The 17,934-nt window shown below is 69.3% G+C and carries 17 protein-coding genes and 1 riboswitch; of the genes, 10 read left to right on the plus strand and 7 right to left on the minus strand.

Annotation, left to right across the window (positions count from 1 at the left end):
• Position 1 precedes the first annotated feature (1 nt).
• The 9 genes from IQ210_RS16240 (at position 2) to IQ210_RS16280 (ending at position 9,229) form a co-directional block, all read left to right on the plus strand.
• Positions 2-640 (plus strand): alpha/beta hydrolase family protein, encoded by a 639-nt coding sequence (locus IQ210_RS16240; protein WP_194079727.1) that lies wholly within the window; start codon positions 2-4, stop codon positions 638-640.
• A gap of 245 nt (positions 641-885) precedes the next feature.
• Positions 886-1,569 carry an RNA polymerase sigma factor SigR gene (gene sigR / locus IQ210_RS16245; protein WP_194080002.1) on the plus strand — a complete coding sequence of 228 codons (684 nt, stop codon included), beginning with the start codon at positions 886-888 and terminating at the stop codon, positions 1,567-1,569.
• A complete protein-coding gene (gene rsrA, locus IQ210_RS16250) occupies positions 1,566-1,877 on the plus strand; it encodes a mycothiol system anti-sigma-R factor (RefSeq protein WP_194079728.1) in 312 nt (103 codons plus the stop codon). Before sigR ends, rsrA begins: the two co-directional genes overlap by 4 nt.
• 108 nt (positions 1,878-1,985) lie before the next feature.
• Complete coding sequence (locus tag IQ210_RS16255; RefSeq protein ID WP_194079729.1) at positions 1,986-3,278, plus strand: HD domain-containing phosphohydrolase; 1,293 nt, start codon at positions 1,986-1,988, stop codon at positions 3,276-3,278.
• A gap of 41 nt (positions 3,279-3,319) precedes the next feature.
• The gene (locus IQ210_RS16260) at positions 3,320-4,621 is read left to right on the plus strand and encodes an HD-GYP domain-containing protein (RefSeq protein ID WP_407699705.1); all 1,302 of its coding nucleotides are present in this window, start codon (positions 3,320-3,322) and stop codon (positions 4,619-4,621) included.
• 105 nt (positions 4,622-4,726) lie between these two features.
• A complete protein-coding gene (locus IQ210_RS16265) occupies positions 4,727-5,707 on the plus strand; it encodes a tetratricopeptide repeat protein (protein ID WP_097268819.1) in 981 nt (326 codons plus the stop codon).
• Positions 5,708-5,829: 122 nt separating this feature from the next.
• Positions 5,830-6,480, plus strand: coding sequence for a peptide deformylase (def, locus tag IQ210_RS16270; protein WP_194079730.1), 651 nt, complete (start codon positions 5,830-5,832; stop codon positions 6,478-6,480).
• Between the two features lie 290 nt (positions 6,481-6,770).
• Positions 6,771-7,856 carry an epi-isozizaene synthase gene (gene cyc1, locus IQ210_RS16275; RefSeq protein WP_194079731.1) on the plus strand — a complete coding sequence of 362 codons (1,086 nt, stop codon included), beginning with the start codon at positions 6,771-6,773 and terminating at the stop codon, positions 7,854-7,856.
• The gene (locus tag IQ210_RS16280; RefSeq protein ID WP_194079732.1) at positions 7,853-9,229 is read left to right on the plus strand and encodes a bifunctional albaflavenone monooxygenase/terpene synthase; all 1,377 of its coding nucleotides are present in this window, start codon (positions 7,853-7,855) and stop codon (positions 9,227-9,229) included. Before cyc1 ends, IQ210_RS16280 begins: the two co-directional genes overlap by 4 nt.
• Here the strand turns inward: IQ210_RS16280 and IQ210_RS16285 are convergent, their stop codons facing one another.
• Positions 9,230-10,195 carry a helix-turn-helix domain-containing protein gene (locus IQ210_RS16285; RefSeq protein ID WP_194079733.1) on the minus strand — a complete coding sequence of 322 codons (966 nt, stop codon included), beginning with the start codon at positions 10,193-10,195 and terminating at the stop codon, positions 9,230-9,232.
• A gap of 236 nt (positions 10,196-10,431) precedes the next feature.
• Here IQ210_RS16285 and IQ210_RS16290 point away from each other — a divergent pair, with 236 nt between their 5' ends.
• Positions 10,432-11,208, plus strand: a complete 777-nt coding sequence (locus IQ210_RS16290; protein WP_228047856.1) for a hypothetical protein — start codon at positions 10,432-10,434, stop codon at positions 11,206-11,208.
• On the opposite strand, the gene IQ210_RS16295 is transcribed toward IQ210_RS16290, so the two are convergent.
• From IQ210_RS16295 to IQ210_RS16320, 6 genes are all read right to left on the minus strand, one after another.
• Positions 11,195-11,638 (minus strand): hypothetical protein, encoded by a 444-nt coding sequence (locus IQ210_RS16295; protein WP_194079734.1) that lies wholly within the window; start codon positions 11,636-11,638, stop codon positions 11,195-11,197. The genes IQ210_RS16290 and IQ210_RS16295 overlap by 14 nt on opposite strands.
• A gap of 52 nt (positions 11,639-11,690) precedes the next feature.
• Positions 11,691-12,704: a ribonucleotide-diphosphate reductase subunit beta gene (locus IQ210_RS16300; RefSeq protein WP_194079735.1), complete on the minus strand. Its 1,014-nt coding sequence runs from the start codon at positions 12,702-12,704 to the stop codon at positions 11,691-11,693.
• Positions 12,704-15,070, minus strand: coding sequence for a ribonucleoside-diphosphate reductase subunit alpha (locus IQ210_RS16305; protein WP_194079736.1), 2,367 nt, complete (start codon positions 15,068-15,070; stop codon positions 12,704-12,706). The genes IQ210_RS16300 and IQ210_RS16305 overlap by 1 nt, the downstream gene beginning before the upstream one ends.
• Positions 15,071-15,195: 125 nt before the next feature.
• Positions 15,196-15,325, minus strand: a riboswitch (cobalamin riboswitch).
• A 52-nt stretch (positions 15,326-15,377) separates the two neighbouring features.
• Positions 15,378-15,881 carry a GNAT family N-acetyltransferase gene (locus IQ210_RS16310; RefSeq protein WP_194079737.1) on the minus strand — a complete coding sequence of 168 codons (504 nt, stop codon included), beginning with the start codon at positions 15,879-15,881 and terminating at the stop codon, positions 15,378-15,380.
• 132 nt (positions 15,882-16,013) lie between these two features.
• The gene (mctP, locus tag IQ210_RS16315; RefSeq protein ID WP_194079738.1) at positions 16,014-17,642 is read right to left on the minus strand and encodes a monocarboxylate uptake permease MctP; all 1,629 of its coding nucleotides are present in this window, start codon (positions 17,640-17,642) and stop codon (positions 16,014-16,016) included.
• A complete protein-coding gene (locus tag IQ210_RS16320; protein ID WP_097268840.1) occupies positions 17,639-17,893 on the minus strand; it encodes a DUF3311 domain-containing protein in 255 nt (84 codons plus the stop codon). Before IQ210_RS16320 ends, mctP begins: the two co-directional genes overlap by 4 nt.
• Positions 17,894-17,934: the final 41 nt, after the last annotated feature.

The following is a 17,934-nucleotide window of genomic DNA, read 5'->3' on the forward strand; positions in this document are numbered from 1 at the left end:
CGTGACCACCACTGAGATCGTCAGCACCGACGCCGGGGACGCCCGCATCACCTGGCACAAGGCCACGAAGAAGGCGCGGTTCGTGCTCGCCGTCAGCCATGGGGCGGGCGGTGGGATCGAGGCGCGGGACTTGCAGGCCCTCGCGCACGCCCTTCCCGGCCACGGCGTGACCGTCGCCCTTGTCGAGCAGCCCTGGCGGGTGGCGGGCAAGAAGCTGGCGCCCGCGCCCAAGACCCTCGACATCGGCTGGCGCGGGATCTGGCCCGCGGTCGCGAAGCCTGGGCTGCCCGTCATCTCCGGCGGGCGCAGTGCCGGGGCCCGGGTCGCCTGCCGTACGGCCGTGGAGCTGGGCGCCGCCGCGGTGCTCGCCCTCAGCTTCCCGCTGCATCCGCCGGGCAAGCCGGAGAAGTCGCGTGCCGAGGAGCTGCTGGGCTCGGGGGTGCCCACTCTCGTCGTACAGGGAGGGAACGACCCCTTCGGGAAGCCCGACGAGTTCCCGGCCGGTGGCGCTTACGAGCTGGTCGAGGTGCCGTCCGGCGATCATGGATTCGCGGTGCCGAAGCGGGCGGAGATCGGTCAGGACGAGGCCGTGACGGTCATCACGGACGCGGTCTTGAAGTGGGTCCAGTCACTCGGGTAAAGGGCCGGGAATGTTGCGCGGCGGACCTCTGTTGAGCGGGACAGAAGTGCTCACACGTCTGAGGAGAGGAAGTCCGCCGCATGGGTTCGACCTTCTGCCCGACCCGCAGCAGCCGCGCTGACCTGGACTGGACGGTGCTGCACGCGGGCAAGACCACGCCTATTCGAGGCGCGGCGGGCACGGGTAGTCGTCTATCCTCCGATTCTGGTGGCATCGGCTTCGATGCTGCCCAGAAACTTGAGGAGGTGGGTCCGGTTCCCGGTACCGACGCAGGGACCGAACACGGCCAGGCGGAGCAGCCCGAGGGCCAGGGCACGAGCACGGAGTCCACGGCGGAGCGCAGCGCGCGCTTCGAGCGGGACGCGCTCGAATTCCTCGACCAGATGTACTCGGCCGCCCTGCGCATGACGCGCAACCCGGCCGACGCCGAGGACCTGGTGCAGGAGACCTACGCCAAGGCGTACGCGTCCTTCCACCAGTTCCGCGAGGGCACCAACCTGAAGGCCTGGCTGTACCGGATCCTGACCAACACGTTCATCAACTCGTACCGCAAGAAGCAGCGTGAACCCCAGCGCTCCGCGGCCGAGGAGATCGAGGACTGGCAGCTGGCGCGCGCCGAGTCGCACATGTCGACCGGTCTGCGCTCCGCCGAGTCGCAGGCGCTGGACCACCTGCCCGACTCGGACGTGAAGGAAGCACTCCAGGCGATCCCCGAGGAATTCCGCATCGCCGTCTATCTGGCGGACGTTGAGGGCTTTGCCTACAAGGAGATCGCGGACATCATGGGGACACCCATCGGTACGGTGATGTCCCGGCTGCACCGGGGCCGCCGTCAACTGCGCGGCATGCTCGAGGACTACGCGCGTGAGCGCGGACTGGTCCCGGCCGGCGCCGGAGAGTCGAACGAAGCGAAAGGTTCGGGCTCATGAGCTGCGGAGAGCCGCACGAGACGGACTGCAGTGAGGTACTCGACCATCTCTACGAGTTCCTCGACAGCGAGATGCCGGACGTCGACCGCGACAAGTTCAAGCAGCACTTCACGGAGTGCTCGCCGTGCCTGGAGAAGTACGGGCTCGAAGAGGCCGTGAAGAAGCTGGTCAAGCGCTGCTGCGGCCATGACGACGTCCCCACCGACCTGCGCGCCAAGGTCCTCGGGCGGCTCGACCTGATCCGCTCCGGGCAGTCCGTGCCGGACCACGACGTCGCCGCCGCACCGGCCGCCCCGCAGGAATCCTGAACGCACGGTCGTCACTCGAACGTGCTAATCCGCGGGTCATAAGCCCGCGGACCTCCCCCTCACCGCCCTAGGCTCCCCTGCTGGAAGCGCGTGCCCGGGGAGGGGTGTATGGAGGCGGTACCCGCACGGGCACGTGTGTACGTCGGTGGTGTGGCCCTCGCCGCCCTCTACTGCCTGCATCTGCTGCCGTCGGTACGCGCCCCGTGGTGGGTGGTGGCCCTGCTCGCCGTCCTCTACGCCGGCGGCGAGCGGCTCTCCGGCTCGTTCTATCCCGTGCTGCTCGCCGGGGCCTTCCTGCTGCCGCCGCCCGCCGCCGCGCTCGTCGCGGTGCCGGGGGCGCTGCTCGCCCCGGTCGCGCGCCGGCCCCGCCTGCTGCGGCGGATCTGGCGGGCCTCCCAACTCGCCGTCGCCGCCTGGGCCGCGTCCCGGGTGCACTGGGCGCTGGGCGGCCGCGACGCCGTCGTCAGCTCCGACTTCCCCTACGCGCTCGTCCCGGCGGGGGCGGCCGTCGTCGTCTTCTGCGTGGTGCTGACCGTGCTCGACGGCGGCATCCTGACGCTCGCCGAAGGAGTGCCGGCACGGCTGGCCTGGCAGGGGTTGTTCGTACGATCCCTCGCGCCGATCGCCGTGCACGGGCTCGCCGGGCTCATGATGGCCGTCCTGTGGCGCAGCCCCTTCGGGCCCGTCGCCGCGCTGCTCGTGCTGCTGCCGATGTGCGTGTCCTGGTGGGCGTTCGCGCAGTACCACCGGGAGCGGGCCGCCCACCAGGCGACCATCCGCGCGCTGGTCCAGGCCGTCGACATCAAGGACGAGTACACGCGCGGGCACAGCGAACGCGTCGGCCAGGCCTCCATGATGATCGCCCGCGAGCTGGGCATGGACGAGGGCCGCATCGAGGTCCTCCGCTTCGCCGGCATCCTGCACGACGTGGGCAAGCTGGGCGTCCCGACACGGCTGCTGCGCAAGGACGGGCCGCTGACGCCCGAGGAACGCCGGATCATCGAACTGCACCCCGAGTACGGGCACGAGATGGTGCGGGGCATCTCCTTCCTCGGGGAGGCGCGGGCCGCCGTACTCCACCATCACGAACGGCTGGACGGCAGCGGGTACCCGTACGGGCTGGTCGGGGCGCAGATCCCGGAGTCGGCTCGGGTGGTGGCGGTCGCCGACGCCTTCGACGCGATGACGTCCACCCGGTCCTACAGCAGGGCGCGGCCCGTGGGCACGGCGCTGGAGGAGCTGGAGCGGTGTGCGGGGACGCAGTTCGACCCGCGGATGGTGACGGCACTCGTCCGGGCGCTGGGGCGGCACGGCTGGCATCCCGCGGTGACCGCGGACGAGGCGACACGGCTGCCGGGACCGCGGCGGCCGGAGGGCAGTCGGCCAGGGGTGCGGCGATGAGCGGGTCGGTGCCGGGTGTGCCTGATGTGCCGGGTACGGCGATGAGCGCCTCCGCGTCGGGTACGGCAACAAGGCCTGCCTCGGCCGCCGCGCCGACGCGAGTGACCCGGCCGCCGCTCCTGCTGACCCTCGTCCACACCTCCGCCGCCCTCCTCGCCGCCGTCTCCCTCGGCGTCACCCTCTGGACCGGCCTGGAGGAGCGTGGCGTCGCGGTCGCCTTCGGGGTGCTGATCGTCGTCGGTGAGCTGACCCGGTGGACCGGCGCCCAGGTCAGGGAGGCCGCGCCGCTCGGGGCCGCGGGGGCGCTGTCGTACGCGCTGCTCGGGGCGGACGCCGGGCGGGCCACGCAGCACGGGGTGGCCCAGGTGGTCGCCGTCGTCGTCGCGGCCGGGCTGCTGGGCAGCGTGCCGCACATCTGGCGGGGCGGCGGACGGACGCTGGACCATCTCTCGCGGCGCGTGCTCAGCACCGGCTTCGCCGCCGTCTGCTTCCAACCCCTTTACAACCAGGGTGTGTTCACCGCCTGGGACGGACCGGCGTACGCGCTGCTGCTGATCGCGCTGCTGGCCCTCACCGCGCTGTGCGACGCCGTGCTCGCCGCGGCCCTGCGGCACTCCCGCACGCGCTGGCCCTTCGGCCCGCTGCTCCGGGACGAGCTGCGGGCGCTGCTCGGCATCGGCTCCGCCGTCTGCGCGACCGGCGCGGTCATGGCGCTCGCGGTCGCCGTCGTGGGCCTGTGGGCGCTGCCGGTCTTCTGCGTGCCGCTGCTGCTCACCCAGCTGTCCTTCCGGCGGTACGCCGCCGTCCGCGCCACCTACCGGCAGACGATCGCCTCCCTCGCCCGCGCCACCGAGATCGCCGGATACACCCCCGCCGGACACGCCCGCCGCGTCGCCGCCCTCAGCCGGGCCGTCGGCCGGGACCTGGGGCTGTCCGGGCGGGACCTCACCGTCCTGGAGTACGCGGCCCTGATGCACGACATCGGACAGCTCAGCCTCGTCGACCCGGTACCGGCAGGGGCCACCGCCGACCTGCCCGCCGAGGAGCAGCGGCGCATCGCGCTGCTCGGCGGGGCCGTCGTACGGCAGACCGGGGTGGACGGGGCCGTCGCCGTGGTCGTGGAGCGGCAGGCCGACCCGTACCGGCAGCAGCCGGTCGCCGCCCGGATCGTACGGACGGTGAACGCGTACGAGGAGAAGGCGCGGGACGCCGGGCCCGGCGGGCCGCTCACCGCACTGGAGGAACTACGGCTGGCCACCGCGGGGGACCATGCGCCCGACGTGGTGGAGGCGCTGGCCAGGGTGCTGGCGAGAGACTGTCTGACCCTGCCCCGGGCTGGGTAACCCATGGGTAATGAGCGCCCTTCCAGCCGCACGTGGTTGGATGCGAAGGAGAGGGATTCCGGGGGCAGTGGCGAGGTCACTGAGGGCAACTGGCAGGCGGGAATCGTGAGGATCTTCGGCAAAGGACGGCACCGGCCCTCCGCCTCCTGGCGGCAGGCCACCGACCGCGCGTTCACGCTGATCGGCGACGGTCGGTACGAGGACGCGGGCGCGCTGCTGACGCGCGCCGCCGATCTGGAACCGTGGCTGTCCGAGTCCTGGTTCAACCTCGCCCTGCTGCACAAGTTCCGGCACGACTGGGAGCAGGCGCGGGCGGCGGGGCTGCGTGCCGTCGCCCTCCTCGACCGGGAGGCGGGCGCACCCGACTGGTGGAACGTCGGCATCGCGGCGACCGCGCTCCAGGACTGGCCGCTGGCCCGGCGGGCCTGGCAGGCGTACGGGCTGCGGGTGCCGGGCGGGGCGGCCGACTCCGGTGAGCCGGTCGGCATGGACCTCGGCAGTGCGGCCGTACGGCTGTCGCCGGAGGGTGAGGCGGAAGTGGTCTGGGGCCGCCGTCTCGACCCCGCGCGCGTCGAGGTGCTGTCGATCCCGCTGCCGTCGTCCGGGCGGCGGTGGGGTGAGGTCGTGCTGCACGACGGGGTGCCGCACGGGGAGCGGACGACCGCCGCCGGGCACTCCTATCCCGTCTTCGACGAGATCGAGCTGTGGGCGCCTTCGCCGGTGCCGACGTGGGTGGTGCTGCTGGAGGCCGCCACGGAGGCGGATCGGGACGCGCTGGAGCAGCTCGCGGCTGACGCCGGGTTCGCGGCGGAGGACTGGTCGTCCTCGGTGCGGCTGCTGTGCCGGATGTGCTCGGAGTCCCGGATGCCGTCCGATGAGGGCGACGGTGAGCATCTCGACCCGCACGATCACAGTGAGCCGGGGCATCCGGGGCCGCTGGGGCATCGGACGGACGGGCAGCTGTGGGTGCCGGAGCGGGAGTGCGGGGTGGCTGCGCCGGCTTCGCTGGTGCGGGGGTTGTTGGACGGGTGGGTTGCCGACAGCCCTGACTCTCGGGACTGGCGTGATCTTGAAGAGGTGTGCTGACTTCTTTCGGCTGCGGGTCCGTTGTGGCTGGTCGCGCAGTTCCCCGCGCCCCTAAAAGCCAGCTCCCCTTACCCTGTATCAGCATCAACCCCCTGTTTTGGTTTAGGAAGGCATCGTCGGTCATGGCGCAGCAGGACACCGATCAGCAGCACGTGGGCGTGCTTCCCGTGGACGACGAGGGTTTCGTCATCGACACCCAGGACGCCGAGGAGCGCGAGAACGGCTGGCGTGAGCGCGGCACCTCGCGGCCCATCACCGTCGTCGGGAACCCCGTCCTGCACAAGGAGTGCAAGGACGTCACCGACTTCGGCGCCGAGCTGGACCAGCTGGTCGCGGACATGTTCGCCTCGCAGCGCACCGCCGAGGGCGTGGGCCTGGCCGCCAACCAGATCGGTGTCGATCTGAAGGTCTTCGTCTACGACTGCATGGACGACGAGGGCACCCGGCACGTCGGTGTCGTCTGCAACCCCAAGCTCGTCGACCTGCCTGCCGAGAAGCGCCGCCTGGACGACAGCAACGAGGGCTGTCTGTCGGTGCCGACCGCGTACGCGCCGCTCGCGCGCCCCGACTACGCCGAGGTGACCGGGCAGGACGAGAAGGGCAACCCGATCAAGGTGCGCGGCACCGGCTACTTCGCTCGGTGTTTGCAGCACGAGACCGATCATCTGTACGGGTACCTCTACATCGACCGGCTCTCCAAGCGTGAACGCAAGGACGCGCTGCGGCAGATGGCCGAGAACGAGCCTCGCTACCCTGTCGTCGCGAACGACTGAGACCGACTGGGGCCCCACAAGTCCCCTCCGTACGGCGCCTGTTCAGGAACCCCTTCCCGAACAGGCGCCGTTCGTCTGTCCGTCGCACGTTCGATCGCTTGTGCTCCCTTACTGATCCAGAATCAGTCACACAAGGGGAGATTCTCGGCACTGTGGGGTAGTGAATGGTGCAAATCCGTTCCCAGATCGGTCAGTTGTGGTGCTGAATGGGAAGTGCGGGGATACGCAACGGCGCACGCCCGGTACAGCGGGAGGGGCGTGCGCAACTGGCGGCTGAGAGGGGTTAGTTCGTGCATGCTTTCTCACACGGCACCACATCGACACCGACAGCGGTCGCGGTCCCACCCTCGCTCCAACTCCCGGTGATCGAGGCGGCGTTTCCCCGGCAACTCCACCCGTATTGGCCCCAGCTCCAGGAGAAGACACGCACCTGGCTGCTGGAAAAGCGGCTCATGCCGGCGGACAAGGTGGAGGAATATGCCGACGGTCTTTGCTACACCGACCTCATGGCGGGCTACTACCTGGGCGCCCCCGACGAGGTCCTCCAGGCGATAGCGGACTACAGCGCGTGGTTCTTCGTCTGGGACGACCGGCACGACCGCGACATCGTCCACGGCCGGACCGAGGCCTGGCGGCAGCTCAGGTTCCGGCTGCACGCGGCCCTCGACTCCCCCGAGGACCATCTGCACCACGAGGATCCGCTGGTCGCCGGGTTCGCGGACAGCATGGTCCGGCTCTACTCGTTCCTGCCGGGGTCGTGGAACACGCGGTTCGCCCGGCACTTCCACGAGGTGATCGAGGCGTACGACCGGGAATTCCACAACCGCACCGAAGGCGTCGTGCCGACCGTCGAGGAATACCTCGCACTGCGCCGCCTCACTTTCGCGCACTGGATCTGGACGGATCTCCTGGAGCCGTGCGCGGGCCAGGAACTCCCGGACCGGGTACGGAAACACCCGGCCTATCAGCGGGCGGCGCTGCTGAGCCAGGAATTCGCCGCCTGGTACAACGACCTCTGCTCACTCCCCAAGGAAATAGCGGGCGACGAGGTCCACAATCTCGGGATAAGCCTCATCAAACACGAGGGGCTGAGCCTCAAACAGGCGGTCCGGGAAGTCAGGCGACGCGTCGAGGAATGCATCGACGATTTCCTCGTCGCCGAGAACGACGCACTGAGGTTCGCAGACTCGCTCGTCGACGGAACGGTCCGCGGAAAAGAGCTGAGCCACACCGTGCGGGCCTGCGTCGGCAATATGCGCAACTGGTTCAGCACCGTCTACTGGTTCCACCACGAGTCCGGCCGCTACACGGTCGACAGCTGGGACGACCGGTCCACGCCCCCGTACGTCAACAACGAAGCGGCAGGTGAGAAATGACCGTCGAGTCCGTACGCCCCGAAGCGCCGGCGACCCCGGAGTCCGCGCTGCGTGAAGCACCCCTCGCGGGCGGTGGCGTCCCCCTCCTGGGACACGGCCTGAAGCTGCTGCGCGACCCGCTGGCCTTCATGTCCCAGCTGCGCGACCACGGCGACGTCGTACGCCTCAAACTGGGCCCCAAGGAGGTGTACGCGCCCACCACGCCGGACCTCACCGGAGCCCTCGCGCTCAACCCCGACTTCGTCATCGCCGGGCCGCTGTGGGAGTCCCTGGAGGCCCTGCTCGGCAAGGAGGGCGTGGCCACCGCCAACGGCCCGCGGCACCGGCGTCAGCGGCGCACCATCCAGCCCGCCTTCCGGCTCGACGCGATCCCCGGGTACGGTCCGATCATGGAGGAGGAGGCGCACGCGCTCACCGAGCGCTGGCAGCCCGGCGAGACCATCGACTGCACCACCGAGTCCTTCCGGGTCGCCGTCCGCATCGCCGCCCGCTGTCTGCTGCGCGGCGACTTCATGGACGAACGCGCGGAGCGGCTCTGCGTCGCCCTCGCCACCGTCTTCCGCGGGATGTACCGGCGGATGGTCGTCCCTCTCGGGCCGCTGTACAACCTGCCGCTGCCGCCCAACCGGAAATTCAACGCGGCCCTGGCCGATTTGCATCTCCTGGTCGACGAGATCATCGCCGAGCGCCGTGCATCTGGTCAAAAGCCGGACGATTTGCTGACAGCATTGCTGGAGGCGAAGGACGACAATGGCGACCCCATCGGGGAACAGGAGATCCACGACCAGGTCGTCGCCATAGTCACCCCGGGCAGCGAAACGGTGGCGTCCACGATCATGTGGCTGCTCCAAGTCCTCGCGGAACATCCGGAACACGCGGACAGGGTGCGCGACGAGGTCGAATCCGTAACCGGCGGCCGTCCCGTCGCATTCGACGATGTTCGCTCGCTGCGGCACACCAACAATGTCGTCGTCGAGGCGATGCGTTTGCGTCCCGCGGTGTGGATATTGACGCGCCGCGCGGTCACCGACACCGAACTCGGTGGCTACCGCATTCCGGCCGGTGCGGACATCGTCTACAGCCCGTACGCGGTCCAGCGCGATCCGAAGTCGTACAAGGGCAGCCTGGACTTCGACCCCGACCGCTGGCTTCCGGAACGGGTCAAGGAGGTGCCGAAATACGCCATGAGCCCCTTCAGCGTCGGCAACCGCAAGTGCCCGAGCGACCACTTCTCGATGGCGCAGCTGAGCCTGATCACGGCGGCGCTCGCCACGAAGTACCGCTTCGAGCAGGTGGCGGGGTCGAACGACGGGACCCGGGTCGGCATCACGCTCCGTCCGCACAAGCTGCTGCTGCGGCCGGTCCTCAGGTGATCAGGCCGCTTCCGGGCCCCTGAACGTCCTGCGATAGGCGTTCGGGGTGGTCCCGAGCGCCCGTACGAACTGGTGGCGCAGTGCGGCCGCGGTGCCGAACCCCGTTCGGCCCGCGACCGCGTCCACCGTCTCGTCCGTCCCTTCCAGCAACCGCTGGGCGAGCAGCACGCGTTGCCGCAGGACCCAGCGGTAGGGCGTGGTCCCGGTCTCCTGCTGGAAGCGGCGGGCGAAGGTGCGCGGCGACATGTGCGCGCGCTCGGCGAGCTGCTCGACGGTGACCTCCTCGTCGAGGTGCTGCTCCATCCACACGAGGACCTCGCCGACGGTGTCGCAGGGGTCCTTCGGCAACGGCCGCTCGATGTACTGCGCCTGTCCGCCGTCCCGGTGCGGCGGTACGACCATCCGCCGGGCGATCTTGTTGGCGACCTCGGTGCCCTGTTCCTTCCGCACGATGTGCAGACAGGCGTCGATGCCGGCGGCGGTGCCGGCGGAGGTGATCACCGGGTCCTCGTCGACGTACAGCACGTCGGGTTCGATGACCGCCCGGGGGCAGCGCAGGGCGAGCTCGCGGGCCTGCTTCCAGTGCACGCTGCACCGCCGCCCGTCGAGCAGCCCGGCGGCACCGAGCACGAAGACGCCGGAACAGACGCTGAGGACCCGGGCGCCCCGGTCGGCGGCCCGGAGCAGGGCGTCGAGCAGCTCGGGCGGATAGTCCCGTACGACGTAGTCCGCCCCCGCCGGTACGGCGATGAGGTCGGCCTCCTCCAGCCGCTCCAGGCCGTACGGCGTGGAGACGCTGAGCCCGCCGACATGGGTACCGAGCGTCGGCCCCTCGGCCGAGGCGACGGCGAAGTCGTACGTCGGGAGCCCCTCGTCACTGCGATCGATACCGAACACCTCGCAGACGACCCCGAGTTCGAAGGGATGCACTCCGTCGAGCAGGACAGCGGCCACGTTCTTCAGCATGCTTCCAGTGTGCCTCGGAAGTGGCAGTAAATCGAGGTAGTACGGCAGTCCTGCCACTGTCAGGGGCATCAGCCATCCATGATGCTTACTTCATGGACGCATTCATCGGATACCTGACCCTGCTGATCGTCTTCGCCCTCCTCGCGGCCCCGGGCCTCGTGGGATGGGCCCACGAGCGCCGGATCGACCGCCAGCTCAAGGAGGCATAACCTCTCCTGCACCAACAGGGGAGGATCATGAGACACAGAACATGGGCCGTGGCGGGCGGGGCGGCAGCGCTCGTGCTGGTCGCGGCCACCGGGGCACACGCCGAGGGGCGGGGTGACATCCGGGTCACGAAGACGGTCGTCAACGGCGGCGGCAACGTGATCATCGGGGTGGCGAGGACCGTCAAGTACCCGATCGCGATCACCATCAAGGACGACTCGGGCGTCAAGAAGATCACGGATCTCAGCACGTTCAACAGGTCCAACGGCTACGGCTTCATCACCTGGGACGGCGACTCGTCCTGTGTGAAGAAGAGCGCGACGACCTCGGTGTGCACGGGCACGATGACGGTCGACCCCGGCTGGATCGCCGACAGCGACGACATCGACAGCAACAAGGTCGCGGGCGTCTGGCAGGTCAACGCCACGGTCAAGGCCAACGACGGCGACTACTGGATCTCCGACAACATCGCCCAGTACAAGGTCAAGCGCGCCTCGAAGCTCACCACGGACGCCACGCCCGAGCCCGTCGCCAAGGGCGCCAAGCTCACCATCAACGGCAAGCTGACGCGCGCCAACTGGGAGAACCTGGAGTACCACGGCTTCACCGGGCAGGACGTCAAACTCCAGTACCGGCCGGCCGGCGCCGCCCACTACAGCACGGTCAAGACCGTGAAGACGGGCGACGCAGGCAAGCTCAGCACCAAGGTCACCGTCACCTCGGCGGGCAGCTGGCGTTGGTACTTCCCCGGCACGACGACGACCGCTCGGATCGTGTCGACCGGGGACGCGGTCACCCTGAAGTGATCACCACGGTGACCGACCAGTCCTGAACGCCCTTGCAGGACACCTTGCCGGTCTCGGTGGCGCACAGCGGGCGGGACGAAGTGAGCCGTACCGTGCCCGCCGAGACCGCCTGGTACGCGGCGTTCGCGTCGCCCGGCAGCAACACGATGCCGCTGTTGCCGGCCTCCAGGCCGGTGCCCTCGGTGGTGACCGGCTTCCAGGGGCGCGACTTGGTGCCGTCCAGGCCGACCCGGACCGTGTCGCCGACCGCCAGGCACACCGTGTCGCCGCTGTCGGAGGCGTTCAGCTCCGACGCGGTCGTACAGGAGGACGAGGGCGGCGACGGCGACATCGTGTCGCTGCCGTCGCTCCCGTCACTTCCGGCCTGGCTGCCGCACCCGGCCAGCACGAACGTCAGCAGTGCGGCAGGTGCGAAGGTCGAACGGCGCATGGCATGGCCTCCTCAGCGATGAGACGTACCACGCGCCCTTACGGATCCCGTCCTAGAAGTCCTCGTCCAGGTCGACCGTGCCCTCCACGGCGACCTGGTACGCGGACGGGCGGCGCTCGAAGAAGTTCGTCAGTTCCTGGACGCCCTGGAGCTCCATGAAGGAGAAGGGGTTCTCCGAGCCGTACACCGGGGCGAAGCCCAGGCGGGTCAGGCGCTGGTCGGCGACGCACTCCAGGTACTGGCGCATCGAGTCGGTGTTCATGCCTGGCAGGCCGTCACCGCACAGGTCGCGGCCGAACTGGAGCTCCGCCTCGACCGCCTCCCGCATCATGTCCGTGACCTGCTGCTGGAGCCGGTCGTCGAAGAGCTCCGGCTCCTCCTTGCGGACGGTGTCGACCACGTCGAACGCGAAGCTCATGTGCATGGTCTCGTCGCGGAACACCCAGTTGGTGCCGGTGGCGAGACCGTGCAGCAGACCCCGGCTGCGGAACCAGTAGACGTACGCGAAGGCACCGTAGAAGAACAGGCCCTCGATGCACGCGGCGAAGCAGATCAGGTTGAGCAGGAAGCGGCGGCGGTCGGCCTGTGACTCCAGGCGGTCCAGCTTCTCGACCTCGTTGATCCACTTGAAGCAGAACTCGGCCTTCTCGCGGATGGACGGGATGTTCTCCACCGCCGCGAACGCCGCCGCCCGGTCCTCCGGGTCGGGGAGGTAGGTGTCGAGAAGCGTCAGATAGAACTGGACGTGCACCGCTTCCTCGAAGAGCTGCCTGGAGAGATACAGGCGCGCCTCGGGGGAGTTGATGTGCTTGTAGAGCGTCAGCACCAGGTTGTTCGCCACGATCGAGTCGCCCGTCGCGAAGAACGCGACCAGCCGGCCGATCAGGTGCTGCTCCTCCGGGGACAGCTTCGCCAGGTCGGCGACGTCCGAGTGGAGGTCGACCTCCTCGACGGTCCAGGTGTTCTTGATCGCGTCCCGGTAGCGCTCGTAGAAGTCCGGGTAGCGCATGGGACGCAGAGTCAGCTCGAAGCCCGGGTCGAGCAGGTTCTTCTCGGTGGAACTCATTACTGGCAGGCCTCGCAGGACTCGGGGTTCTCAAGGGAGCAGGCGATCGCTTCTTCCGAAGTCACCTGCTGGACGGGGACAGTTGCTTGGGCCTGGGCCGCGCGGGCGATCCTCGTCGCCGGGCGCGAGCGCAGGTAGTACGTCGTCTTCAGGCCCTGCTTCCAGGCGTACGCGTACATCGAGGAGAGCTTGCCGATGGTCGGCGTCTCCAGGAACAGGTTCAGGGACTGCGACTGGTCCAGGAACGGGGTCCGGGCGGCGGCCATGTCGATGAGGCCGCGCTGCGGGATCTCCCACGCCGTGCGGTACAGGTCACGGACGTCCTGCGGGACCCAGGTGAAGCCCTGCACCGAGCCGTTGGACTCGCGCAGCGCCTCCCGGGTCTGCGCGTCCCACACACCGAGCTTCTTCAACTCGGCCACCAGGTAGGAGTTGACCTGGAGGAACTCGCCGGACAGGGTCTCGCGCTTGAAGAGGTTCGAGACCTGCGGCTCGATGCACTCGTAGACGCCCGCGATCGAGGCGATCGTGGCGGTGGGCGCGATGGCGAGGAGCAGGGAGTTGCGCAGGCCCGTGGTGGCCATCCGCTCCCGCAGCGCCGCCCAGCGCTCCGGCCAGGAGAGCTCCACGTCGTAGTGGTCGGGGTGCAGGACACCCTGGGCGGTACGGGTCTTCTCCCACGCCGGGAGCGGGCCGTTGCGCTCGGCGAGGTCGGTGGAGGCCTCGTACGCGGCGAGCATGATGCGCTCTGCGATCCGCGTGGAGAGGGCCTTGGCCTCGGGCGAGTCGAAGGGCAGCCGCAGCTTGAAGAAGACGTCCTGGAGCCCCATCGCGCCGAGGCCCACGGGACGCCACTTGGCGTTGGAGCGGCCCGCCTGCTCGGTCGGGTAGAAGTTGATGTCCACCACGCGGTCGAGGAAGGTCACGGCGGTACGGACGGTGGCGTCCAGCCGTTCCCAGTCGATCTCCTGACCGACCACGAACGCGCCCAGGTTCACCGACCCCAGGTTGCAGACCGCCGTCTCGCCGTCGTCCGTGACCTCCAGGATCTCCGTGCAGAGGTTGGAGGAGTGGACGACATTGCCGGGCAGCGCCGTCTGGTTGGCGGTGCGGTTGGCGGCGTCCTTGAAGGTCATCCAGCCGTTGCCGGTCTGCGCGAGGGTGCGCATCATGCGGCCGTAGAGGTCACGGGCCGGGATGGTCTTCTTCGCGAGACCGGCCGCCTCCGCCTTGCGGTACGCCGCGTCGAACTCCGCGCCCCACAGGTCGACCAGCTCGGGCACGTCGGCCGGGGAGAACAGCGACCACTCGGCGTCGGCGTTCACGCGGCGCATGAACTCGTCCGGGATCCAGTGCGCGAGGTTGAGGTTGTGCGTACGCCGGGCGTCCTCACCGGTGTTGTCGCGCAGCTCCAGGAACTCCTCGATGTCGGAGTGCCAGGTCTCCAGGTAGACGGCGGCGGCACCCTTGCGCCGGCCGCCCTGGTTCACGGCGGCGACGCTCGCGTCCAGCGTCTTCAGGAACGGCACGATGCCGTTGGAGTGCCCGTTCGTGCCCCGGATGAGGGAGCCGCGCGAACGAATCCTGCTGTACGACAGTCCGATGCCACCGGCGTGCTTCGACAGCCGCGCCACCTGGTGGTACCGGTCGTAGATGGAGTCCAGCTCGTCCAGCGGGGAGTCGAGGAGGTAGCAGGACGACATCTGGGGGTGCCGGGTGCCGGAGTTGAAGAGCGTGGGGGAGGACGGCAGGTAGTCGAGGCGGCTCATGAGCCCGTAGAGCGCGGCGACTTCGTCCAGGGCGCGGGTCGTGTCGTCCTCGGCGAGGCCCGCCGCCACGCGCAGCATGAAGTGCTGGGGCGTCTCGATGACCTGGCGGGTGATCGGGTGCCGGAGGAGGTAGCGGCTGTGGAGCGTACGCAGGCCGAAGTAGCCGAAGCGGTCGTCACCGGCCGGGTCGATCAGGGCGTCGAGCCTTGCAGCGTGCACCCGTACGAACTCCGCCGTACGGTCGGCGATCAGGCCCTCGCGGTGGCCGACCTCGACCGACTCCGTGAAGGACGTGACGCCCTGCGAGGCGGCCTCGGCGGCGATGCTGATGGTCAGCAGCCGGGCGGCCAGCCGGGAGTAGGCGGGGTCCTCGGAGATGAGCCCGGCGGCGGCCTCCGTCGCCAGCTCGCGCAGCTCCGCGCCGCCATCGGAGTCCGCCCGGCCGGACCGGCCGCGCAGCGCGGCGGCGGCGACCCGTCCGGGGTCGGCGTCGGGCAGGTCGGCGGTCAGCTCGGTCAGGGTCCGCAACAGGGCGGTACCGGGACCGTCGTTCTCCGCCTGGACCGCTGAAGCCGGATCGGCTGGCGCGATGGTCACGTGGGGGCTCTCCCTCGCTCGGCACGGGGGCCTGGCGGAGAGCGGGGGGCAGCACGAGCGCACGCGGCGTCGCGTCCACCGGCCCACTCCACGAGGCCCGGACGTCATGGCACCCGGGCCACGGTGGCCTGGGCACGCTGTCGGCAGGTCCTCGGACTGACTCCCGTACACGCACAAGGCACGCACAAGTACACCGTTGCGGGACAGTTCCGGATTCGCACCGGATTCCCCTGCGACGACAGCGAGCATGAGCATACATCTTGTGCCGGGTTCGGGTGGCACCCCTAGATGTTGTGTCGCGGCGACTTCAGAGCGTCAACTCATAGGTGAGGAGAGTGAAGTCGGGGTCCTCCGGAATCGGGTGCCAGTCGCGTTCCGGGGCGCGGCGGAAACCGAGGCGTTCGTAGATCCGGTGGGCGCCGTGCATGCTCGGCTGGGTCGACAGAACGATGCCGGTGCGTTCCGCGTTTCTCGCGCGGTCGATGCAGGCGCGGACGAGGGCCTCGCCGGCGCCTCTGCCGCGGGCGGCGCGGCCGACGGCCAGCATGCGGATCTCGGCCTCGCCCGTGCGGGCCAGGTCGGTCATGGGGCCGGGGGAGGGGACGTACGTGACGCCGCCGAGGAGTTCATCGCCCTGGGTGGCCACCAGGACCTCGGAGGTCGACGCTCGCTTGGCCACGTCTCTGAGTTCGCCGAGGTACCAGTCGCTCTCGCCGAAGGTGAGGAGGCCGTCCTGGAGGTAGGCCTGGGCGGTGATCTCGCCGAGTTCTTCGTACTCGGTGGGGTCGGCCGGGCGGATCAGTATGTCCATGCGGGTGAGTGTGCACGAAAAGCGGGCCGCCGTTGGTGTTGCTGTCGGCGGCCCGCTGCGGGTTCGCTGTGGCTGGTCGCGCCCACGCGGCGGAGCCGCAAATTGATACAGCCCCGCGCCCCTTAGGCGCCTCTAGTGAGCGGCGCCAGCAGTTGCCGGGGGAAGCTCGACCTGAACTCCCGGGTCTCCCGCGTCCGCCGTGTAGTCCTCGGGCTTGGTCTCGTCCACGCCCTCCGGGGCCTTGAAGGCCTTCAGGACGAACGTCAGGACCACCGTCACGACCACGTTCAGGACGAACGCCGTCAGGCCGATGTAGCCGATCTCGCCGATGCCGGGGATCTCCTTCGACGAGCCGCCGAAGTGCTTCTGCGTGGGCGAGGCGACGCCGTACGCCGCGATCGTGCCGTAGACCATGCCGACCGCCCAGCCGGCGAGCAGTGCCCAGCGGTGGAACCAGCGGGTGAACAGGCCGCCGACCAGGGCCGGGAAGGTCTGGAGGATCCAGATGCCGCCCAGGAGCTGGAAGTTGATGGCGACCGTCTTGTCCATGGTGAGGACGAAGACCAGCGCGCCGACCTTCACCAGCAGGGACACCAGCTTGGAGACCTTGGTCTCCTGCTCGGGCGTCGCGTCCGGCTTGATGAAGTCCTTGTAGATGTTGCGGGTGAAGAGGTTCGCCGCCGCGATGGACATGATCGCCGCCGGGACCAGCGCGCCGATGCCGATGGCCGCGAACGCCACGCCCGCGAACCACGCCGGGAACATGTTCTCGAAGAGCTGCGGGATCGCCAACTGGCCGTTGGTGACCTTGACTCCGGCCGCGATCGCCATGAAGCCCAGCAGCGCCAGCAGACCCAGCATCAGCGAGTACAGCGGCAGGATCGTGGTGTTGCGGCGGATCACCTCACGGCTCTTGGAGGAGAGCGTCGCGGTGATGGAGTGCGGGTACATGAAGAGCGCGAGCGCGGAGCCCAACGCCAGTGTGGCGTACGTCCATTGGCCCGGCTCGCCCGGCACCAGCGCACCGCGTGGCGCGCCCGTCGCCGGGTTGGTCTGGCTGTACGCCTCGCCCGCCTTGGCGAAGATCTCGTCGAACCCGCCCAGCTTGATGGGGATGTAGATGATCGCCACCGCGATGACGATGTAGATCAGCGTGTCCTTCACGAAGGCGATCAGCGCGGGGGCGCGGAGGCCGGACGAGTAGGTGTACGCCGCGAGCACACCGAACGCGATCAGCAGCGGCAGGTCCTTCACGAACCAGTTGGTGTCCTCGCCGCCGCCGACGCCCATGACGTCCAGGACCGCCTGGATGCCCACGAGTTGGAGGGCGATGTACGGCATGGTCGCGAGGATGCCGGTGACGGCGACCGCAAGCGACAGGCCCTTGGAGCCGAAGCGGCCGCGCACGAAGTCGGAGGTCGTCACATAGCCGTGCTTGTGCGAGACCGACCACAGGCGGGGCAGGAAGGTGAAGATCAGCGGGTACACCAGGATCGTGTACGGCACCGCGAAGAAGCCGGCCGCGCCCGCCGCGTAGATCGCCGCCGGAACGGCGACGAAGGTGTACGCGGTGTAGAGGTCGCCGCCGAGCAGGAACCAGGTGACCCAGGTGCCGAACGACCGTCCGCCCAGGCCCCATTCGTCGAGGCTGTGCTCGTTCTCGGCCTTGCGCCAGCGCGCGGCCAGGAAGCCCATGACCGTGACGGCCAGGAAGAAGAAGATGAAGACGCCGAGCGCGACGCCGTTCACGCCGTCGTTCACTTGGCACCTCCACGACGGGCGCGCTGGTCACGCTGCCAGAGCTTGTACGCGGTCATCGTCAGCGCGGTGGAGATGAGCACCCACAGCATCTGGTACCAGTAGAAGAACGGGATGCCGATGAAGGCCGGGTCGACCTTCGCGTACGACCCCACCCACAGCATCGCCACGAAGGGCGCGAAGAGGCAGAGGGCGATGACCACGCGGACGGGTGTCACCACCGGTGGTCTGGCCTCGGGCGAATCTGATGACATGCGGCGGCTCCGATCCCCTCATCACTGATCACCGTGTAACG

Source organism: Streptomyces justiciae (assembly GCF_015163075.1).
GTDB lineage: Bacteria > Actinomycetota > Actinomycetes > Streptomycetales > Streptomycetaceae > Streptomyces > Streptomyces justiciae.